Source organism: Bacillus daqingensis, from assembly GCF_042654445.1.
In the GTDB taxonomy this organism is placed as follows: Bacteria; Bacillota; Bacilli; order Bacillales; family Salisediminibacteriaceae; genus Alkalicoccus; species Alkalicoccus luteus.
In genome coordinates this window covers 472,443-491,688 of the sequence record NZ_JBHSGK010000003.1, presented here as the reverse complement: position 1 = coordinate 491,688, position 19,246 = coordinate 472,443, and the positions used below count along the sequence as shown (strand labels likewise).

At 46.5% G+C, this 19,246-nt stretch carries 18 protein-coding genes; 1 reads left to right on the top strand and 17 read right to left on the bottom strand.

The features are described from left to right. Window positions 1–56: 56 nt before the first annotated feature. The 7 genes from ACFO4L_RS03735 to yneA all read right to left on the bottom strand — a co-directional run bounded on the left by ACFO4L_RS03735 (window position 57) and on the right by yneA (window position 5,680). Window positions 57–566, bottom strand: a complete 510-nt coding sequence (locus ACFO4L_RS03735) for a CcdC family protein (protein WP_377908313.1) — start codon at window positions 564–566, stop codon at window positions 57–59. 96 nt (window positions 567–662) lie between these two features. Beyond that, window positions 663–1,736: a tRNA 2-selenouridine(34) synthase MnmH gene (gene mnmH, locus ACFO4L_RS03730; protein ID WP_377908311.1), complete on the bottom strand. Its 1,074-nt coding sequence runs from the start codon at window positions 1,734–1,736 to the stop codon at window positions 663–665. Window positions 1,737–1,849: 113 nt separating this feature from the next. Next, complete coding sequence (locus ACFO4L_RS03725; RefSeq protein WP_147802274.1) at window positions 1,850–2,071, bottom strand: YneF family protein; 222 nt, start codon at window positions 2,069–2,071, stop codon at window positions 1,850–1,852. Between the two features lie 150 nt (window positions 2,072–2,221). After that, window positions 2,222–4,219 carry a transketolase gene (gene tkt, locus ACFO4L_RS03720; RefSeq protein WP_377908561.1) on the bottom strand — a complete coding sequence of 666 codons (1,998 nt, stop codon included), beginning with the start codon at window positions 4,217–4,219 and terminating at the stop codon, window positions 2,222–2,224. 222 nt (window positions 4,220–4,441) lie between these two features. Next, window positions 4,442–4,678: a DUF896 domain-containing protein gene (locus tag ACFO4L_RS03715; RefSeq protein ID WP_377908310.1), complete on the bottom strand. Its 237-nt coding sequence runs from the start codon at window positions 4,676–4,678 to the stop codon at window positions 4,442–4,444. A gap of 37 nt (window positions 4,679–4,715) precedes the next feature. Beyond that, a complete protein-coding gene (locus ACFO4L_RS03710; RefSeq protein WP_377908309.1) occupies window positions 4,716–5,384 on the bottom strand; it encodes a YneB family resolvase-like protein in 669 nt (222 codons plus the stop codon). After that, window positions 5,381–5,680 carry a cell division suppressor protein YneA gene (gene yneA / locus ACFO4L_RS03705; RefSeq protein WP_377908308.1) on the bottom strand — a complete coding sequence of 100 codons (300 nt, stop codon included), beginning with the start codon at window positions 5,678–5,680 and terminating at the stop codon, window positions 5,381–5,383. Before yneA ends, ACFO4L_RS03710 begins: the two co-directional genes overlap by 4 nt. Before the next feature lie 186 nt (window positions 5,681–5,866). On the opposite strand from yneA, the gene lexA reads away from it, so the two are divergent. Then, window positions 5,867–6,487: a transcriptional repressor LexA gene (lexA, locus tag ACFO4L_RS03700; RefSeq protein ID WP_377908307.1), complete on the top strand. Its 621-nt coding sequence runs from the start codon at window positions 5,867–5,869 to the stop codon at window positions 6,485–6,487. 119 nt (window positions 6,488–6,606) lie between these two features. On the opposite strand, the gene glnA is transcribed toward lexA, so the two are convergent. The 10 genes from glnA to miaB all read right to left on the bottom strand — a co-directional run bounded on the left by glnA (window position 6,607) and on the right by miaB (window position 19,143). Next, the gene (gene glnA, locus ACFO4L_RS03695; RefSeq protein WP_377908306.1) at window positions 6,607–7,950 is read right to left on the bottom strand and encodes a type I glutamate--ammonia ligase; all 1,344 of its coding nucleotides are present in this window, start codon (window positions 7,948–7,950) and stop codon (window positions 6,607–6,609) included. Between the two features lie 199 nt (window positions 7,951–8,149). Beyond that, a complete protein-coding gene (locus ACFO4L_RS03690) occupies window positions 8,150–9,394 on the bottom strand; it encodes a methionine gamma-lyase family protein (RefSeq protein WP_377908559.1) in 1,245 nt (414 codons plus the stop codon). 39 nt (window positions 9,395–9,433) lie between these two features. Continuing rightward, window positions 9,434–10,705 carry a GTPase HflX gene (hflX, locus tag ACFO4L_RS03685; protein ID WP_377908305.1) on the bottom strand — a complete coding sequence of 424 codons (1,272 nt, stop codon included), beginning with the start codon at window positions 10,703–10,705 and terminating at the stop codon, window positions 9,434–9,436. Between the two features lie 69 nt (window positions 10,706–10,774). Beyond that, window positions 10,775–11,020, bottom strand: coding sequence for an RNA chaperone Hfq (gene hfq / locus ACFO4L_RS03680; protein ID WP_377908304.1), 246 nt, complete (start codon window positions 11,018–11,020; stop codon window positions 10,775–10,777). Between the two features lie 25 nt (window positions 11,021–11,045). Then, complete coding sequence (gene miaA / locus ACFO4L_RS03675; RefSeq protein WP_377908303.1) at window positions 11,046–11,990, bottom strand: tRNA (adenosine(37)-N6)-dimethylallyltransferase MiaA; 945 nt, start codon at window positions 11,988–11,990, stop codon at window positions 11,046–11,048. Beyond that, window positions 11,987–12,766, bottom strand: a complete 780-nt coding sequence (locus ACFO4L_RS03670; RefSeq protein WP_377908302.1) for a class I SAM-dependent methyltransferase — start codon at window positions 12,764–12,766, stop codon at window positions 11,987–11,989. The genes miaA and ACFO4L_RS03670 overlap by 4 nt, the downstream gene beginning before the upstream one ends. After that, complete coding sequence (gene mutL, locus ACFO4L_RS03665; RefSeq protein ID WP_377908301.1) at window positions 12,766–14,610, bottom strand: DNA mismatch repair endonuclease MutL; 1,845 nt, start codon at window positions 14,608–14,610, stop codon at window positions 12,766–12,768. Before mutL ends, ACFO4L_RS03670 begins: the two co-directional genes overlap by 1 nt. Beyond that, on the bottom strand, window positions 14,570–17,134 hold the full coding sequence (gene mutS, locus ACFO4L_RS03660; protein ID WP_377908300.1) for a DNA mismatch repair protein MutS: 2,565 nt from the start codon (window positions 17,132–17,134) through the stop codon (window positions 14,570–14,572). The genes mutL and mutS overlap by 41 nt, the downstream gene beginning before the upstream one ends. Window positions 17,135–17,215: 81 nt before the next feature. Continuing rightward, window positions 17,216–17,635: a YlbF/YmcA family competence regulator gene (locus tag ACFO4L_RS03655; RefSeq protein WP_377908299.1), complete on the bottom strand. Its 420-nt coding sequence runs from the start codon at window positions 17,633–17,635 to the stop codon at window positions 17,216–17,218. Further along, entirely contained in the window at window positions 17,635–19,143 is a 1,509-nt protein-coding gene (miaB, locus tag ACFO4L_RS03650; protein WP_377908297.1) for a tRNA (N6-isopentenyl adenosine(37)-C2)-methylthiotransferase MiaB, read from the bottom strand. Before miaB ends, ACFO4L_RS03655 begins: the two co-directional genes overlap by 1 nt. Window positions 19,144–19,246 lie beyond the last annotated feature (103 nt).

The following is a 19,246-nucleotide window of genomic DNA, read 5'->3' as shown; positions in this document are numbered from 1 at the left end:
CAGAAAGCCGCCGGATCAAAACGATCCGGCGGCTTTCTGCTTTAGTAATTGGATATTCAGGCTGAGCCGGCTGGTTCCTGCAGCGGTTCTTTTTCCTGCCGGCCGAGAAAATCTTTTTGGACACGCCGGAATTTCACATACATAGCAATTCTCCAAGGCAGCAGCATTCCAAACGCGAGAAGGAAAAACATTCCCGCAAGCACTTCATATGAAAAGTAAATACCAAGTGCAAGCTTGACAACAAGTCGTACTCCCAGCAGTCCCATTAGAATAACTGGAAACCACTTGGATCGTTTCATGTAGACATCTCCATGTCGAATTTCAAATGACGATGTTTTAATTAGAATAATAGAAAATAGCAATCCTACTGTAAACGCTTCAGCTGCCTCCAGCCAGGTGATCTGCTGAACCGGCGGATATAAAAACATAAGAAAGCCGGTAGACATCGCTGCGGGCGGTATTAAAATTTTCTTTACCGACGCAGGTTTTTTCATGGCTCTCATACGAATTACTACAGCGGCACAAGCCATCAGAAAGGCAGCTACTGCAAACAGCACTGCATACATAGCGCTCCCCCCTATCGCACTCCCGCGTTCAGTATAGCATATTCAGCGAGCCAGATGCTTCCCTGAATAAACAGTAATGGGACAATAACCTGCCTGCTATGTTTTCAGTTGATCAGCCTGCTCTTCAACCGCTTCGCTGATCGCCTGGAGAATTTGCTCCTGCGTCATGTCTTCTATATGCACAGGATAGATCCTCTCGTTCTCGGTATACTCCTGCTGCTTATGTGAATATCGAGGATCATAATAAGAGGTCAGTAATTCTTCAAAAATGGCAGCGTAGTCATCTTTTTGCTCGGCAGCTTCGATAACTTCAAGCGAATAAGGCTTGAGTCTTTTTTTCAAGCGATCCAATGCCTGTTTAAACGATTCCGCGTTTTCTGTTGGCTTATATTCCTTCAGCAGATACGCAACACGGTTTTTCATGGAATCATGCAGCTCTACATATGCGCCTTTTTCTTTTATTTGCTGAAGCCATTCCGGCAGAACAATAGGTCCGATCCGTTTGCTCTCTGCTTCCATAATCATATAAGGGAAATGCTCAAGATTCTGCAGTTCTTTCATAAGCAGCCATTCAAACTGCTTTTGAGACCGTTTTTCTAATCCAATGTGACCGAATATCGAACCTCGGTGACTAGCGAGGCCTTCCAGATTTAATACGGGCCATGACTTTTTTTGAAGCTCTTCCAGCCAAACCGTTTTTCTAGTGCCGGTATAACCTCCAATTACAATTGCCTTCCATGGCAAAGTGGACAATCGCTCCAGTTCGACCTGCACATATCTTCTGATTGAGCGTATTCCGCCTTCCAGCTGGAGAACCGGCAGCTTCAATGAGGCAAACAGGGAGACAAAACTTCCGCTTCGCATCCCGCCTCTTGCACAGGCTATAACGACTGGTTTTGCTCCGTTTTCCGTCAGTTCTTTTATCGTCTGGTAATATTCCGGAAGCTTTTCAGCAAAATGTGTAATTCCGATATCTTTTGCACGCTCGGGGTCCACCTGCTTATACGTAGTGCCGACTTCAACGCGCTCCTCGTCCGTAAAGAGAGGAAGGTTAATGCTTCCCGGATATGAAAAATGTGCAAATTCTCCCGGTGAGCGGACATCAACAACTGGCAGGTTTTTCTCCAGCATTTTTGTTACCTGTATGGAGGGAAGTTCAAGGGTACTCATCGTTTGTTCACCTGCTCTTTCAGTATCCCCGGATATGAAAAAAGCTGTTCGATCAGCTCGAACAGCCACCCTTCTTCCGGGTTTCAAATGCACGTTCAGCAGAACAAATCGCTTTATTTATCGTTCGCGTTGTTCATTGCTTTCATCATTTGATTAATTTTCTTTTGAGACGGATTCATGCCCATCTGCATCATCATCACTCGCAGCATTTTTTCATTAATCGGCGGATTCTTCTTCATATAATTCATCATATATTTTCTCGCGATGAAAAAACCAAGTGCAATTCCTGCCAGTAAAGCGATGACAATTAACAATATCGCAAGCCACAGCTGCATCGCCTGACCCTCCTTCTACTCACAATTCCTAACCTCCATTAGTATACATGAGAGCAGTCCATTTGCAAAGAAGCTTTTGGACAGGATTCGCTATTTATCAGCTAAAAAACAGATGGTCTGATTCAACTCAGACCATCTGGAACACGGCACTTATTTGTTTAAAAGCTGTTTAAATCGGTTTACAACGTTGTCTGTATGGAATCCATACTCCTTCATAATCTGATCACCTGGTGCTGAGGCACCAAATGTTTCAATCCCGAGCACAGACCCTTCTGAACCAGTATAACGCTCCCATCCAAGCGGAGAAGCTACTTCAATAGCCAGTCGAGCCTTCACATCGGATGGCAGTACAGATTCTTTATACGCATCTGACTGCTTGTCAAAGCGGTCCCAGCTTGGAACAGATACAACTGATACAAAAATGCCTTCTTTTTCAAGCGCAGACTGTGCATCCACTGCTAGTGACACTTCTGAACCTGAGGCGAGCAGCAGGCCGTCTGGACGTCCATTTGCTTCGCTAATTACATACGCGCCTTTTTTAACACCTTCCAAAGCTGAATCCTTTGACCCTGGCAGCACTGGCAGGCCTTGTCGAGTCAGCACGAGTGCGGTCGGATGATCCTTAGATTCAACAGCAAGTCTCCAGGCCGCAGCTGTCTCATTGCCGTCAGCAGGTCGAATAAGGGAAAGCCCTGGCATCGCACGGAGAGATGGAAGCTGTTCAACCGGTTCGTGAGTTGGACCGTCTTCCCCAACAGCGATACTGTCATGTGTAAAGACAAACGTAGACGGAATTTTCATCAAGGCTGCAAGCCGGACTGCCGGTCGCAGGTAATCAGAAAAGACGAAGAATGTAGCGCCGTAAGGTTTAACTCCCCCGTGAAGAGCCATGCCATTAACGGCAGCCGCCATTGCAAATTCTCTTACGCCGAACCAGATGTTTCGTCCTGCGTAGTTGTTGCGGCTAAAGTCTTCTTCACCATTCAGCATCGTTTTATTGGATGATGCAAGGTCTGCAGACCCTCCAAACAGATTAGGTACCCGGCCGGCAATGGCATTTAGCACTTCGCCCCCGGATGCTCTTGTAGCGGATTTATCGCCTTCCTCATATACAGGGATATCTGCATCCCAGTCTTCCGGAAGCTCGTTGTGAATCGCTCGTTCGAGCTGTGCGCCGAGCTCGGGATATTCTTCTTTATAAGACGCGAAAAGATTGTTCCACGCCTCTTCCTGCTGCTGTCCTTTTTCTTTCTGACTGTTGTAATGCGCTTTTACTTCGTCAGGAATATAGAACGGTTCTTTATATTCCCAGTTGTACGCTTTTTTAGCAGCTGCAGCTTCTTCTTCTCCAAGCGGAGCACCGTGGGAAGCCGACTTCCCGCTCTTGTTCGGAGACCCGTACCCGATAACTGTCTTTACTTCAATCATCGATGGACGATCATCCGCTTTCGCTTCTTCAACAGCTTTTGTGATTGCTTCAAGGTCATTGCCATCCTCTACGTACAATACATGCCATCCATACGCACGGTACCGGTCAGCTACGCTTTCAGAGAATGACTGGTGCAGATCGCCATCCAGTGAGATGTCGTTGGAATCGTAAAGAACAATCAGTTTACCGAGTTTCAGGTGTCCAGCGAGAGAGGCCGATTCAGCCGAAACCCCTTCCATTAGATCACCATCTCCACAGATCGTGTACGTATAGTGGTCGATCAGGTCGTATCCAGGCTTGTTATACACTGCGCTAAGGTGCGCTTCAGCCATCGCAAAGCCCGTAGCCATCGCAATTCCCTGTCCAAGCGGTCCAGTAGTTGCCTCAACGCCGGGGGTGTGCTTATATTCAGGGTGGCCAGGAGTACGGCTGTTGAACTGTCGGAAGTTCTTCAAATCATCAAGCGTTACATCATAGCCGTGCAGGTGCAGCAGGCTGTAAAGCAGCATGGATCCATGACCTGCTGACAGGATGAATCTGTCCCGGTTAAACCAGTCAGGATTCGCCGGGTTGTGCTGCATAAATTCAGTGAATAACTTGTACGCCATCGGTGCAGAGCCCATTGGCATACCCGGATGTCCGGAATTAGCTTTTTCAATGCTGTCAATTGATAGGGTACGGATCGTATTAATCGACAGTTGATCAACGGAAGTGGTCATTGTCATGAATTAACACCCTCACTTTGCGTTTTAATTTACCTTACTCGTTTTATGATATATGTTTCGCACCGGTTAGACAACCAGAAAACGAAACTTTGCACACAATTGTACGTACGTCTGCAGACTGGCGTATCGTTGACAGGCGCGGGTTCAGTCTATTTGTTCATTCAATGAACAAATAGACTGATAAAAAACCATTCCTTTAAAAGAATGGTTTATCTGCTAATGAATAATATTGTTGTTCCGTTTTTCCGCTTTCAGCTTTTCCGGCGTTACATCATTTCCTTCTTCATCAACCACTTTAACAGAGCTCAGTTGATTACGAAAACTGCTGCGAACGTTTTTTAAATATTCCTGGCGCAGCTCTTTTTGTTCTTTTTGTTCTTTGATAGATAAACCGTCTGCCTTAGCTTTTTTAGCTAATAGGTTAATCCGGTCGAGTTTTTCTTTACTGATCACCTGTAACATGCCTCCAATTATAAATAATAGGTTCATTTTACCGGTTCACAGAATCGTTTTCAAGCAGTCTGCTCTCATTCACGTATTCCCGGTACCTTCTGTGAGCAGTAGCTTTGGAAACCGTAAATCCAAGCCCACGCATCATGACTGCAATCTCATGAAACGTCATTCCGTTGTGACGAAGCCGGACGATTTCCTCTACCGGGACCTCCATTTTTTTACGGCCGCCGAGGCGATGCCGTTCCAAATTATTGTGAGGTTTGTAGCCGCCATCAACCGCCTTCTTCATCCCGCGCTTGATCTTCGCATTTTGAAGCTTGCGCTGATATTCTTCGACAAGCGATACAATTTCCAATACCATTGAATCAGTCTCTGAAACTTGCAGCTTCCCATTATCCTTAATGGAATAAACAGTGCAGTCATATTTACGAAGCTGGTGCAGTAGAGCCATCCTGGCATTCCCTCGTCCAAGCCGGGTTTCATCCTGAATAAGCAAACAAGCATCTTCAGTTTCTTTCATTCCCTCCAGGATCGTGAGAATCCCAGGCCTGTCGACGTCATAACCGCTCGCTTCCTCCCGTTCAATTTGTACCGTATTCATTCCCCATTCTTTTGCAGCTGCCGCCAGCTCTTCTTCCTGCCGTGCCAACGAACTTTGCTGTGTTTCTTTTTCAGTGCTTACGCGGCAGTATATAAAAGCATTCACTCTGATGCCACTCCAATCCACTCGCCTGGTACGGTTAATGATTGTCCAGGATAAATTGTTTCATTGTCCAGCTCATTTTCCTGCTTCAGCCAGTATACGGTTTCTTCCAGCTTCATGTCCAGCTCTTCAGACATAGAATCAGCTACAGTCCAAAGTGATTCACCTTCCTTCACCACGTGTTCGCCGTCGGCCGGCATAACAGGATGATCTTCTCCGGTTACCCCGGCTGCTGAGAAAATAGCAGCTGCTGCAAGTAGTGATGTTACTGGTCCTGTGATGTTCCAATGCCTGATCATAACTGTTCGCCCCTTTGTTCGCAGGAATATTTGTTCGTACATTCTATAAACAGCTTACAAGGAACGAACGTTCGTGTCAACATTAAAATAGAACGAACGTTTGCGAAACCTTTGTTCTCATGCTATACTTTTCCATAAGGAAATATAAGCTCGAATGTTTCTAACCTAAAATAATGAGGTGTTTACATGACGAAATTATCCACCCGGCAGCAGGCGATCCTCGATTTTATCCGGGATGAGGTCAAGGATAAAGGCTATCCTCCGTCCGTCAGAGAGATTGGTGAAGCAGTCGGTCTCGCTTCCAGCTCGACCGTTCACGGCCATCTTTCCAGATTAGAAAAAAAAGGCTTTATTCGTCGCGATCCTACAAAGCCGAGAGCGATTGAAGTTATTGGTCAGGAGGGTGACCAGTCTATTGCGCATACCCCGTCCATCTCTGTTCCTGTAATTGGTAAGGTAACGGCCGGGCAGCCGATAACCGCGATTGAAAATGTTGAAGAGTATGTTCCACTTCCGGCTAGTCTCGCACAGGATGAAGAATCGTTTATTCTGGAGATTTCTGGTGATTCCATGATCGAAGCCGGTATATTCGACGGTGATTACGTCGTTGTACGCCAGCAGGCCCATGCGGATAATGGAGATATTGTCGTAGCCATGACCGATGAAAACGAAGCTACTGTCAAACGTTTTTTTAAAGAGAAGGATTATTTCCGCCTTCAGCCGGAAAACGCTTCTCTCGAGCCGATCATCTTAGATTACGTTCAAATTCTCGGTAAGGTTGTCGGGGTGTTCCGCACGCTTCATTAAACGGGAATAACCGATGACTGTACAGCAGCGCCTCCTGAACAATCAGGAGGCGCTGCTGTTTTATGCGGCTAAATTCACAAAAGAAGAGCTGTCCGGATGCGGACAGCTCTTCGCTATTCTTAATACGTCTGGATGTACTGCTCGCGCTCCCAAGGGTGAACCTGGGTGGCAAACATATCCCACTCAATTTCTTTCGCTTCAATGAAGTGTTCCAGAGCATGGCTTCCGAGTGATTTCGTAATCGTCTCGTTTTTTGCCAATGCTTCAATCGCTTCTTTCAGTGATGCAGGAAGCGCCTGGATGCCTTCTGCTTCACGCTCCTGTGCATCCATCGCATAGATATTGCGGTTTGTTTCTTCTGGCGGAGTAAGCTTCTTGCGCACCCCGTCAAGGCCTGCTGCCAGAAGTGCTGCCATTGCCAGATACGGATTAGCTGCAGGGTCTACGCTGCGTACCTCGATACGTGTGGAAAGACCACGTGAAGAAGGAATACGCACGAGCGGTGAACGGTTACGCATGGACCATGCGATGTAGCAAGGTGCTTCATAACCTGGTACGAGTCGTTTGTAGGAGTTAACGGTTGGATTCGTAATGGCAGTAAAAGCATCTGCATGCTTAAGAATACCAGCCAGGAATTGCATAGCTGTTTCACTCATGCCAGTTTCTGTTGACTCATCATAGAATGCATTATCTTTTTCACTGCGGAAAAGAGACATGTTTGCATGCATTCCATTACCATTCACACCGAAAAGCGGCTTTGGCATGAATGTAGCATGCAATCCGTGTTTACGCGCAATTGTTTTAACAACGAGCTTAAACGTCTGGATATTATCAGCTGTTGTAACAGCATCCGCGTATTTGAAGTCAATCTCATGCTGACCAGGTGCTACCTCGTGGTGGGAAGCTTCAATTTCAAAGCCCATATCCTCCAGTTCAAGCACGATGTCGCGTCGGCAGTTCTCCCCAAGGTCTGTAGGCGCAAGGTCAAAATATCCGCCTTTATCATTAAGTTCAAGAGTCGGCTCTCCGTTTTCATCATTTTTAAACAGGAAGAATTCCGGCTCAGGTCCAATATTGAAGTCGGAGAATCCGAGATCTTCTGCTTCTTTAAGTACTTTTTTAAGAATTCCGCGTGGATCACCGGCAAACGGCGTGCGGTCTTTATCCGGGTTGTGAACGTCACAAATCAGACGAGCCACTTTTCCTTTTTCGGGAGTCCAAGGGAATACAACCCACGTTTCAAGGTCCGGATGAAGATACATATCGGATTCTTCAATTCGAACGAAACCTTCGATGGAGGATCCATCAAACATCATCAGATTGTCGAGCGCTTTTGGAAGCTGGTCCACCGGGATTTCAACGTTCTTGATGATTCCCAGCAAATCAGTGAACTGTAGTCGGATAAACTTAACGTTTTCCTCCTCAGCCATTTTCATTATGTCTTTTTTAGTCGTATTGCTCATGTTTATATTCTCCTCCTTCGATAATCTGAACAGCTTCAGGTAATTCTGAAAACTGCGATAGTTGTATCCTACCGAACTTTACGAGTGATGAAAAGGTGATTGTCAGATAATCTAACAGGGAAATTTTCTGACAATCAAAATCGTGGTTCATGTGCTTTTGACTGAAATCATCGCCTTTTATCTCACCTATAATCCATCTTCATCTGTTTTTCTCGTGTTCTCTGCTTATTCCATTTGACACAGCTGCAGCGGCCGCTTCCGTTACTGCTGTTTTTACATGTTCAAACGTGAGCCCGCCCTGGACATATGCTCGGTAAGGCGGTCGCAGCGGCCCGTCAGCTGAAAGCTCAATACTTGCGCCTTGAACAAATGCACCGGCTGCCATAATGACATCGTCGCTGTATCCCGGCATTGGAGAAGGCTGTGGGGTGACATGCGCATCTACTGGGGAATACTGTTGAATTGTTTGGCAGAAGGCCGTCATTTCTTCGGCAGAGTTAAAATGAACAGACTGTATTAAATCTGTGCGCGCTTCACAAGCTTTCGGGTCGACGGTCATCCCTGCTTTTTCGAGAAGAGCTGCCGTGAATACAGCTCCTTTGAGTGCTTCGCCAACAACATGAGGAGCAAGGAAAAAGCCTTGAAACATACCATGCAGGACTCCTGTCGTCGCGCCCCCTTCTGCTCCAATTCCGGGAGCTGCAAGGCGATTTGCACACTTCTTCAGCAACTCATCCCTCCCGCAAATATAACCTCCGGTAAGCGCTAAGCCTCCCCCCGGATTTTTGATCAGCGAACCAGCGATTAAGTCAGCACCTGCGTGGCCCGGTTCTTTATCTTCCACAAATTCACCGTAACAATTATCTACAAACACAATTACATCCGGATAAACGGCTTTTAGCGATCGAATGACCTGCTCCATCTCTTTTATTTTTATGGAAGGACGATCTCCATACCCTCTGGAACGCTGGATTCCGATCACTTTTGTTCGGTCAGTTATCTGCCTTAACACTTCATTAACATCAATGCTGCCGTTTGTTAACTCAATTTCTCTGTACGATATATTGTAATCCTTAAGAGAACCGCCCCCAGCTTCTCCTTTTAATCCAATCACCTCCTCAAGCGTGTCATAGGGGCGGCCCGTGATATAAAGCAGTTCATCACCAGGCCGCAGCACGCCGAATAAAGCGGTGCTGATCGCATGAGTACCAGAGACAAACTGGCTTCTGACAAGTGCTGATTCAGTAGTAAATACATCGGCATATATTTCTTCGAGCTTATCTCTTCCCGCGTCGTCATACCCATATCCTGTAGACGGCGCAAAATGAAAATCAGACACCTCCGCTTTTCGGAATGCATTTAACACTCGCTTTTGATTTGTTTCTACCGTTTTACCTATTGTGAAAAACCGTTCCAACAAGCTGCGGTGGACAGCTTCACTCATAGCAGTAATCGTAGATCGTTCCATCATAATAACAGCCGGTTAAGTCTCCGGCTTTTCCCTCCTCTTTCTCATCACTTCATTGGCTATAGCCGTCTCGGCAGGTGCGTAGCCAGAAAATTCATATTCATCGGTCGTTTCATTGAAAGTTTCATTCGTAACAATTGTTTCCTGTTTTAATCGATGCAGAAATTTACCTTCCGAAGCTGCAAAGCGGACGACGTAAGGAAGAAATTGTGCCTTCAGCTGCTGCTCAAGTTTTTGAAACAGAAGCGCAATATCATGGGGATCCTTTGCGCTGACTGCAATTGAGTTTCCGGAACCTGCTGACGGAACATGATGTCCTTTTATTAGATCTTTTTTGTTATAAACCGTCATTGCAGGTACAGTCCCAGCGCCAAGCTCGTCTAACAGCGAATGTACCGAAGCTTCATGGTTGTCAGCATCTGCGTGAGAAGCGTCTACAATATGCAGGAGAAAGTCCGCTTCCTTCACTTCTTCAAGAGTTGATCGGAATGCGGCTATGAGCGTTGTCGGCAGTTGTTGAATAAAACCAACTGTATCGGTTAATAAGAACTGAAATCCTGAAGGCAGCTTGACTTTTCTCGACAGCGGGTCCAGTGTCGCAAACAGCTTATCCTCTATAAACGTTTCGCTTTTTGCCAACTGTTCAAGCAACGTCGATTTACCGGCATTCGTGTAGCCTACCAGGGCGATTTGAAAGACCTCTTTTTCTTTCCGGTTTTCCCTGTAGCGCGAACGGTGGCTTGTCACTTCATTCAGCCTGCGTCTAAGCTCGGCCATCCGGCTTCGTATATGGCGCTGGTCGGTCTCGAGCTTCGTTTCACCAGGCCCACGTGTTCCAATTCCGCCTCCAAGTCGCGAAAGGGACGTTCCCTGGCCTCGCAGCCTCGGCAGCGTATAGCTTAACTGTGCAAGTTCAACTTGCAGCTGACCTTCTCTGGAATTGGCCCTTTGAGCAAATATATCCAAAATCAACTGCGTTCGATCAATGACTGCAGCTGGCAGAGCTGCAGTCAGGTTTCGCAGCTGCGTTGGCGAAAGTTCATCATTGAAGATGATGAGCCCGGCTTCATGCTCTTCGGCTGCTGCTGAAAGCTCCTCCACTTTTCCTGGACCTATGTATGTTGCTGCACGAGGTGCCTTTAACGTCTGAATGACCCTGGCCACCGGTTTTCCCCCTGCAGTTTCTGTCAGAGCCGAAAGCTCATCCATCCGGTAGTCGAATGATTGTTCACTTTGCTGCTGCTTACGTACACCTGTTAATATGACCGTTTCGTAATGACTTGTCATTCTCCGCCTCCTTTAAAGCTGACCTGCAGAAAAAAACCCGGCATGAACCATTCATCCGGGCTCTCTTCATTAAGACGAGGGAGCAGGTTTATCCTGATTAAACTGGACGTTCCTTTGAGGGGAAAAAGTAGAAATGGCGTGTTTATAAACGAGCTGCTGTTTTCCATCTGTGTCGAGTATAACGGTGAAGTTATCAAAGCTTTTAACAAGTCCACGCAGCTGAAAGCCGTTCAGCAGGAAAACGGTAACCGGAATGCTTTCTTTACGCAGTTGATTAAGAAACTGGTCCTGAATATTAACTGGCTGCTGTTTCATATTGCTCTTCCCCCTCCTGAATAAATCAGAATGATTGTCTTGGCGGACCGGCAAAACGGGAGATCTCACCGATAACCGCTTTTTCTCTTTCTTCCCTGTCCCCGCTCAAATCAAACCACGTTACTGGCAGCTTATTCCGAAACCAAGTAAGCTGCCGCTTTGCGAATCTGCGCGTATTCTGCTTCAGCTGATTGAGGCAAGCATCCAACTCCTGTTCACCGCGAATATAAGGGAACAGCTCTTTATAACCGATGGCCTGGGAAGCCTGCGCATTCATTCCGCATTCCGCATAAAGCTTTTCAGCTTCCTCTATAAGACCGGATGCAGCCATCAGCTCAACACGTCTGTTGATCCGGTCGTATAAAACCTCGCGATCATGAGCGAGGCCGCAAAGTAAAAAGCGGTAAGGACTCTCCTTTGCAATTTCTTCTATGCTGGATACGGGCGCTCCCGTTACTGCATTAATTTCAAGCATTCGAATGACTCGCTTTACATTATGAGGATGCACTGTTTCTGCTCCAGCAGGGTCCGTTTCTTTCAATTCTTTATATAGAGCGGCCCCACCGTATTTATGAGCTTGATCTTCAAGCTTCTTTCTGACTTCGGGGTCAGAATCGGCGGAAGAAAACTGATAGCCGTAAAGCAGACTCTGAATATAAAGTCCTGTTCCTCCGCATAGAATTGGCGTTTTACCTCTGCTGCGAATATCTCGAATCGCGTCTGCTGCCCCCTGTTGAAAATCGGCTGCCGAAAATGATCCGCACATAGGCACAACATCGATCAGGTGATGAGGAATTTGCAGCAGCTCTTTTTCAGTCGGTTTTGCTGTTCCAACGTTCAGACCTCGATAGATCTGCATCGAATCTCCGCTTATAATCTCGCCATCAACTTCCGCCGCAGCTTTTAACGCAAGCTCTGTTTTTCCTGAAGCTGTCGGTCCCGCTATAATAATCAGTGTTTCTTTTTTCACTTTAACTCATCCCCGCAATCTATATAGCCGTAGTGAAATGAGGCGTGCTTCCGGTAAAGCCGCTTGAAGCCCAATTGATCAAAACGACTGCTTGTATAATGATCTTTGAGAATGAGTCTGCTGGCTGCGACCCGTTCCGCCTCTTTTATAAAGTGAAGGTCCGGCTCCCCATGATCAGCAAATTCCCGCAGCGGGTCGATTGCCGCGGATGAAGACACCGGTTTGTCAAACATAGGATCCAGATAAACATAGTCAAACTGATTATCTTCACACGTCTTTAGAAATGCTTCGGCACGAGCATTTATGAGCTTGATTCGTTTTGCTGCGTCGTTAAATGGAGCATCCAGCTTCTCAGCCATGTCAATACTTTCATGCATTAAAATATAAATCGGCCAGCTGCTTTCAAGCGCCGTTATGTTAGCGCCATTCCATGCCATCAGCAAACTGTCGCTGCCCATACCAAATGTACAGTCAAGAACGTCGGCACCGCTTATTTCGGGCATAAGACGAATCAATGGGTCCAAGCTGCCGTTTTGCTGATCGTGCACTCTTAAATGAGCTGAACTCGGATGGAAGGTCAGCGGCCGTGTATTTTCCGCTGCATAGAGACGAAGGCTGCCGCCCCCAGCAAGAAATGCCGGACGTGCACGCACGGTGTTGGAAAAAGAGCCGTGCCTTTCACAGAATTCCAACCCGTATCGATGTGCAAAATCCTCCGCGTACGGCCGGTACCGTTCAGCGTTTTTTCTGCCGGTTGTTACAACGGGGATGTCCATCAGTTCATCACCCGCTTAAACATTTTTTCTATTTCATATGTGGAGAAATGAATCATCACCGGGCGGCCATGCGGACATGTATAAGGGGCTTCACATTTTCTCCATTGCTCCAGCAGCCCTTGCATCTGCGTGTGAGGAAGACTGTGGTTAGCTTTAATGGATGCTTTACAAGCAAGCAGTGCTGCTGCGTCATTTCGAAAAATGGAAAGATCAATTTTACCTGATTTTGTCACGTAATCAATCAGCTCATAGACCGCTCTTTCTTCGCCGCCTTTGGGAAACCAAGTGGGACATTCCCGAACAAGGTAAGATGAAGTTCCAAACGGTTCCAAATAGATACCCGATTCTTCAAGCTGGGTATGATATTCGTTCACAGCCGCAGCTTCCCGCGCGGCTAAATCAATTGTAATCGGAACCAGCAATGTTTTCAGTTCTCTTGCGGGTGAAGCGAGTTTTTTTAAGTAATACTCATAGTTGATCCGTTCCTGAGCTGCGTGCTGGTCGACCAAGTACATGCCGGTTTCATTTTGACCGATAATATACGTTCCGTGTAACTGACCAACGACCTCCAGCGATGGAACTGAGGGCTCAGGGAAGTCTTGCGGTTCAAGGAACTTACCGTCCTTTTGAGCATGTTCTGCGCGCTCCTCTTTTTCTGAAGAGTTCGATTCAGGGGATGGACCGGACATCTCGTCAAAATCGGTTGTTGACTCAGTCGTTTTAGAAGAAGATGCCTCTCTCGGCGGCTCGCGCACAGCATCTGATTTAGCAGTTTCTTCTGGATAAAAAGAAAGCGGTATCGCTTCCGACTGCTGTTTTCGCATCGAATGTGCAGCATGTGTGACGGTAGGGATTAAATCAGTTTTTTGCCACAGTTTCACTATTTCCTGCTTCATAAAATGGGCTAGCTCTGTTTCTTTACTAAGCCTTACTTCAAGCTTCGACGGATGAACATTTACATCGATTAGTGAAGGATCCAGTGTAATATGCACACAAATAATAGGATAGCGTCCGATAGGCAGGAGTGATTTATACCCTTCCAATATGGCACGGACGACTACCTGACTTTTTACAAATCTGCCATTCATAATGACGGTAATATAAGACCTGCCGGCTCTAGCATGCTCCGGGAGGGCTGCGCAGCCCTTTATTTCAAAATCAGCATTCGATGCGTGAAACTCTTTCATCGACACAGCTGTCCGTGAGCCGTATACATGTCTCATGACGTTTAATAATTTTCCATCGCCTGGTGTTGAAAATTGCTTTTTCCCATTATGAAAAAGCTCAAATCTCGTTTCGGGATGAGCCAATGCCATTCGGTTGATGACATCGGAGATATGCCCTGCTTCTGTCAAAACACTCTTCAAATGCTTCAATCGGGCGGGAGTGCGGTGAAAAAGCTTCTGAACTGTAATATCCGTTCCTCTGCGCGGTGCAGCGGGCTTTCGTTCCTTCAGGATACCATCGCGATACAGCAAAGTTTCCCCATCTTCTCCTTCATCTGACGTTGTCATCTGCAGTTCAGAAACAGAGGCGATACTTGGAAGAGCTTCCCCGCGAAAACCCAGCGAGCGGATTCGAAATAAATCTCTGTCCGATTGAATTTTACTTGTTGCATGGCGTTCAAACGCGGTCTCACGATCCTCGCGTGAGATGCCTTGTCCATCATCCATGACCCGCAGACGGCTGATGCCTCCTTCGTCTGCTTCCACGCGGATGGAAGCTGCAGAAGCATCAATAGCATTTTCTACTAGCTCTTTCACGATAGAAGCAGGTCGTTCTACAACTTCACCCGCTGCAATTTTATCTGCGAGCAGGCTGTCCAGCTTCTGAATGCGCTTCATTCTCATCCTCCCCCTTTATTTGACGCTGCAGCTTGTCTAAATACGTTACCGCTTCGATCGGTGTCATGTGAAGGAGATCGACCTTTTTCAGCTCTTCCAGCACGGGGTGTTCGGTTTCCGCTTCCGGAAACAGTGAAAGCTGCTCCACCTGCTGCGTTTCCTTCGTACGTTTACGATTTCGTTTTTCAAAGGTCCGTAATATATCATCTGCTCTTCGAATCAGTTCATCCGGCAGCCCGGCAAGTCGCGCTACGTGAATTCCATAACTTTTATCGGCAGGACCTTGCTGAATGCGGTGCAGAAATGTCAGCACCCCGTTATCTTCACGAGCAGTTGCATGGACATTTTCTAGACGGCTCAATTTCTCAGCAAGCACTGTAAGCTCGTGGTAATGAGTAGAGAAAAGCGTGACTGCCCCGATTCGATTGTGAATGTACTCGATAACGGACTGAGCGAGTGCCATTCCGTCGTAAGTCGATGTCCCTCTTCCGATTTCATCGAGCAATATCAAGCTTCGAGACGTCGCTTCATCGACTGCACGCCTCGTTTCATTCATTTCTACCATAAATGTACTCTGCCCGGAGGCAAGATCATCCGCTGCGCCGATTCGAGTAAATATGTGATCGAATAAAGGAAGCTCTGCCTGATCAGCCGGAACAAAAGAACCTGCTTGAGCCATAATGACAATCAATGCCAGCTGACGCATGTACGTACTTTTACCAGCCATATTCGGCCCCGTAATCAGCAGCATATCCTGCTCAGAGGTTAGTTGAAAATCATTTTCGATATAAGCACCGGCATCAATTACAGATTCAACCACCGGGTGTCTCGACCTTGAAAGTGAGATGTTTTTTTTCTGGTTAAACACAGGCTTTACATAGTGATGCTGTTCAGCTGCTTCAGCAAAACTTTGAAGCACGTCCAGGGAACTTACTGACAAAGCGGCAGACTGCAACTGGGGAATGAATGTTTTAACATGATCCCGAATAGCTGTAAACAGCTCATATTCCAGTCGCCCGCTTTTGTCCTCCGCTTCAAGAATCACTTTTTCTTTTTCTTTTAATTCAGGTGTGACATAACGCTCGGCGTTTGAAAGCGTCTGTTTACGTTCGTACCGGCCTTCTGGTAAATGATTTATATTAGCTTTCGAAACTTCTATATAATACCCAAATACTTTATTAAAGCCGATTTTTAGTGACTTAATGCCTGTGGCCTGCCTCTCCTTTGCTTCGAGCGAGGCGATCCAGCTTCGGCCGTTTGTCATAGCGTCTCTGTATTGATCCAGCTGCTGATCGTATCCATCCTTTATGACGCTGCCTTCCGTAATGGAAACCGGCGCCGTTTCCGAAATGCTCGATTCGAGCAGTTCAATCAGCTCATCCGGCGGAACCATTTCAGCAGCCAGCCTGGAAGCTGGCCCGCACTCAAGCGAGGTGAGGACACTTGCAAGCGGCTGCAGCTGCTGCAACGATTTTTTCAGCTGCAGCAGTTCACGGCCGTTTACTGTACCAAATGAGATCCTGCCGCTTAATCGTTCCAAATCGTACACGTGCTTGAGCAGTTCTCTGATTTGATCACGCTCCAGAAACCGATCCAAAAGCTTTTCTGTAAGCAGATGTCTCTCTTCAGCATCCGACTGACTGTACAACGGCTTTTCGAGCCACCGCTTCAGCCTGCGTGTCCCCATAGCAGTCTGCGTATAATCGAGCACACCGAACAATGAGCCCGCCTTGCTTCTGTCTCTCATCGTTTCTGTAATTTCCAAATTACGTTTCGAGTAATGATCGATTTGTAAGTATCGGGACGGCGTATATTCTGCAAATCTCTGCAGGTGTTCAAGGCTCCTTTTTGCGGTCTGATACAGGTAGGAGGTCAGCAGGGAAGCTCCTGCCTGCAAGTCTTCCGGTAGCTCCGCTGCCTCATCAGCCGTGTCAGCTGGCGCCGGCAAATGTGTAATAAATGCCTCAGTGCGCTCATTTATTATTTCGGAAAGAGAGCTTCCTTCTAACAGAATAACCTCTTTTGGACTGTACGAAAGCAGCTCTTCAACCGCTCTGGTGACAGTTCCAGCTCTGCATGCATAGGCTTCACCCGTTGTTAAATCTGCTGCAAATACGGAATACGCTGCGGCCTCTCCAGTCATAGCGGCGACATACTGATTGCGGGCATCTTGAAGACCATTCCCCATAATCGTGCCAGGAGTGATAATCTGCACAACTTCACGTCGAACGACACCCTTTGCCGTTTGAGGATCCTCTGTTTGTTCACAAAGAGCAACTTTATATCCTTTTGATACGAGCGTATTAATGTACTGTTCTGCCGAATGGTGCGGAACTCCGCACATTGGTACGGCTTCCTCACCTTTCCCTCTTTTTGTCAATGTAATTTCCAGTTCTTTTGCTGCCAGGTCCGCATCCTCGAAGAAAAGCTCATAAAAATCTCCGAGACGGAAAAATAAAAATGCATCCGCGTGCTTTTCTTTTATAGCTAAGTACTGCTTCATCATCGGAGTTGTCTGTACCATACTATCAACCTTCCGTATGTATCGTGATATAAAAACTGCTGTTCATGCCCCCTTAGAGGCTGAACAGCAGTCAGCAGCGGATCAGCACCCGTCTGAGAAGGGACTTTTCGTCGTTGTGCCTTTCAAAACGTCTCCGCCGGTAGATTCAATAATTTTCTGCGTGACTGTATTAGAGATTGTATTACTCACCATTTGCAAAAGTTCATTCACTTCCATTTGGGACTGCTTGAACTCCTGTACGAGTGGAATGTTATCAAGTTCATCCTGAAGAGCATCTATTTTTTCGTCTGTTGCCTTCAGGGCTTCTGTTTTATCGTAATGCTTTAGGTTAACCGCTTCTTTTTGCAGGGATTTAATTTTAGCGATAATTTCCTGAACGCGCAGGTGGTCGTTGATTTGCAGTTCCGCACGCTTGAAGAAATCCACTTCCTCGGTTTCCGAAATCTTCTCTGCCAGATTTCGCGCCTCATTCATGATGTCTTTCTTTGTGTAGTTACTCATCAATTATTCACCTCTGCCAAAGCAGCTGCCTCTCCGTTTAGGGACCAGGTTTTTGCTTCTGTAATTTGAACGTCCACAAGCCGGCCGATCCATTCTTTTGGACCTTTAAAGTTAACGAGCTTGTTCGTACGTGTTCTTCCGCTTAGTACATCCGGATTCTTTTTGCTTTCTCCCTCAACCAGTACTTCCATGACCTGGCCTTCGCAAGCTTTGTTTTTCTCAGCTGATAATCTGTTAACCAGTTCATTCAGACGGGCGAGACGCTGGCGCTTCACATCATGCGGAACATTATCCTGCATCTTCGCAGCCGGTGTTCCATCTCTTGGAGAATAGATATACGTAAAAGCGCTGTCGTACTCCATTTCTTCAACAAGAGACAGCGTCTCTTCGAATTGCTCCTCCGTTTCGTTTGGAAATCCAACGATAATATCTGTTGTAAATGAAGCATGAGGAATAGCGGCTTTAATTTTTTGAGCCAGCTCAACGTACGATTCACGAGTATATTTCCGTGCCATCAGCTTTAAAACAGCATTGCTTCCACTTTGTACGGGCAGATGAATATGCTCAACCAAGTTCCCGCCTTTAGAAAGGACGTCGATTAAATGATCATCAAAATCTCGCGGATGACTGGTGGTGAATCTCACCCTCGGGATATCGATTTTACGAATTTCATCCATCAAATCCCCTAAGCCATAGTCAAGATCTGCTAAGTCTTTTCCGTAAGCATTAACATTTTGTCCAAGCAGCGTAATCTCTTTATAACCATTTCTGGCTAAGTGCCGGACTTCTTCAATGATGTCTTCCGGTCGTCTGCTCCGCTCTTTTCCTCGTGTATAAGGCACGATACAGTACGTACAGAATTTATCACAGCCGTACATAATGTTCACCCAGCCCTGAATTTTACCTTTACGCGCTCTGGGCATGTTCTCAATAATGTCGCCTTCTTTTGACCATACTTCAATGACCATTTCCTTGCTCATGACCGCTTGTTCGATAAGCTGCGGGAGTCGGTGTATATTATGCGTGCCAAAAATTAAGTCTATCTGCTGGTGCTTTTCAAGGATACGGTTTACTACGGATTCTTCCTGAGACATACAGCCGCATACACCTATAATCAGCCCTGGGTTATCACGCTTCAAACTTTTCAGGTGCCCAATCTCTCCAAATACCTTATTTTCAGCATTTTCCCGGATGGCACATGTATTGATTAAAATGACGTCTGCTTCATCTACAGAAGCCGTTGATTGAAAGCCCATATTCATAAGTATTCCGGCCATATTTTCCGAATCATGCTCATTCATCTGGCATCCGTAAGTACGGATAAGAAACTTCTTACCCGATCCGATTCCCTGCATGGAGTCCGGCACTTCAAAGTCATAATGTATTTCAACATTTTCTTTTCCACGCTTTTTCGCCTGCTTCAAATCCGGCGGACGGTATGTGGTTTGAAAATACTGGGAATAATCTTTTTCCTGGCCCAGTTGTTTCTTTTTTTGTTCTTCATTCATAGGATGCATAGCTCCTTTATTTAAGTAGACTGTCAACCTATAATTATAAACGGTTGTCGAATGAAGGACAAGCCTTTCACTCAGGTTTTACCATTGTGTAATC

Bases quoted from the DNA above. Each gene is read 5' to 3' on its own strand.
- ACFO4L_RS03735 (WP_377908313.1), bottom strand. From the start codon at position 566: ATGTATGCAGTGCTGTTTGCAGTAGCTGCCTTTCTGATGGCTTGTGCC.
- mnmH (WP_377908311.1), bottom strand. From the start codon at position 1,736: ATGAGTACCCTTGAACTTCCCTCCATACAGGTAACAAAAATGCTGGAG.
- ACFO4L_RS03725 (WP_147802274.1), bottom strand. From the start codon at position 2,071: ATGCAGCTGTGGCTTGCGATATTGTTAATTGTCATCGCTTTACTGGCA.
- tkt (WP_377908561.1), bottom strand. From the start codon at position 4,219: ATGACCACTTCCGTTGATCAACTGTCGATTAATACGATCCGTACCCTA.
- yneA (WP_377908308.1), bottom strand. From the start codon at position 5,680: ATGATCAGGCATTGGAACATCACAGGACCAGTAACATCACTACTTGCA.
- lexA (WP_377908307.1), top strand. From the start codon at position 5,867: ATGACGAAATTATCCACCCGGCAGCAGGCGATCCTCGATTTTATCCGG.
- glnA (WP_377908306.1), bottom strand. From the start codon at position 7,950: ATGAGCAATACGACTAAAAAAGACATAATGAAAATGGCTGAGGAGGAA.
- ACFO4L_RS03690 (WP_377908559.1), bottom strand. From the start codon at position 9,394: ATGAGTGAAGCTGTCCACCGCAGCTTGTTGGAACGGTTTTTCACAATA.
- hflX (WP_377908305.1), bottom strand. From the start codon at position 10,705: ATGACAAGTCATTACGAAACGGTCATATTAACAGGTGTACGTAAGCAG.
- hfq (WP_377908304.1), bottom strand. From the start codon at position 11,020: ATGAAACAGCAGCCAGTTAATATTCAGGACCAGTTTCTTAATCAACTG.
- ACFO4L_RS03670 (WP_377908302.1), bottom strand. From the start codon at position 12,766: ATGGACATCCCCGTTGTAACAACCGGCAGAAAAAACGCTGAACGGTAC.
- mutL (WP_377908301.1), bottom strand. From the start codon at position 14,610: ATGAAGCGCATTCAGAAGCTGGACAGCCTGCTCGCAGATAAAATTGCA.
- mutS (WP_377908300.1), bottom strand. From the start codon at position 17,134: ATGGTACAGACAACTCCGATGATGAAGCAGTACTTAGCTATAAAAGAA.
- ACFO4L_RS03655 (WP_377908299.1), bottom strand. From the start codon at position 17,635: ATGAGTAACTACACAAAGAAAGACATCATGAATGAGGCGCGAAATCTG.
- miaB (WP_377908297.1), bottom strand. From the start codon at position 19,143: ATGAATGAAGAACAAAAAAAGAAACAACTGGGCCAGGAAAAAGATTAT.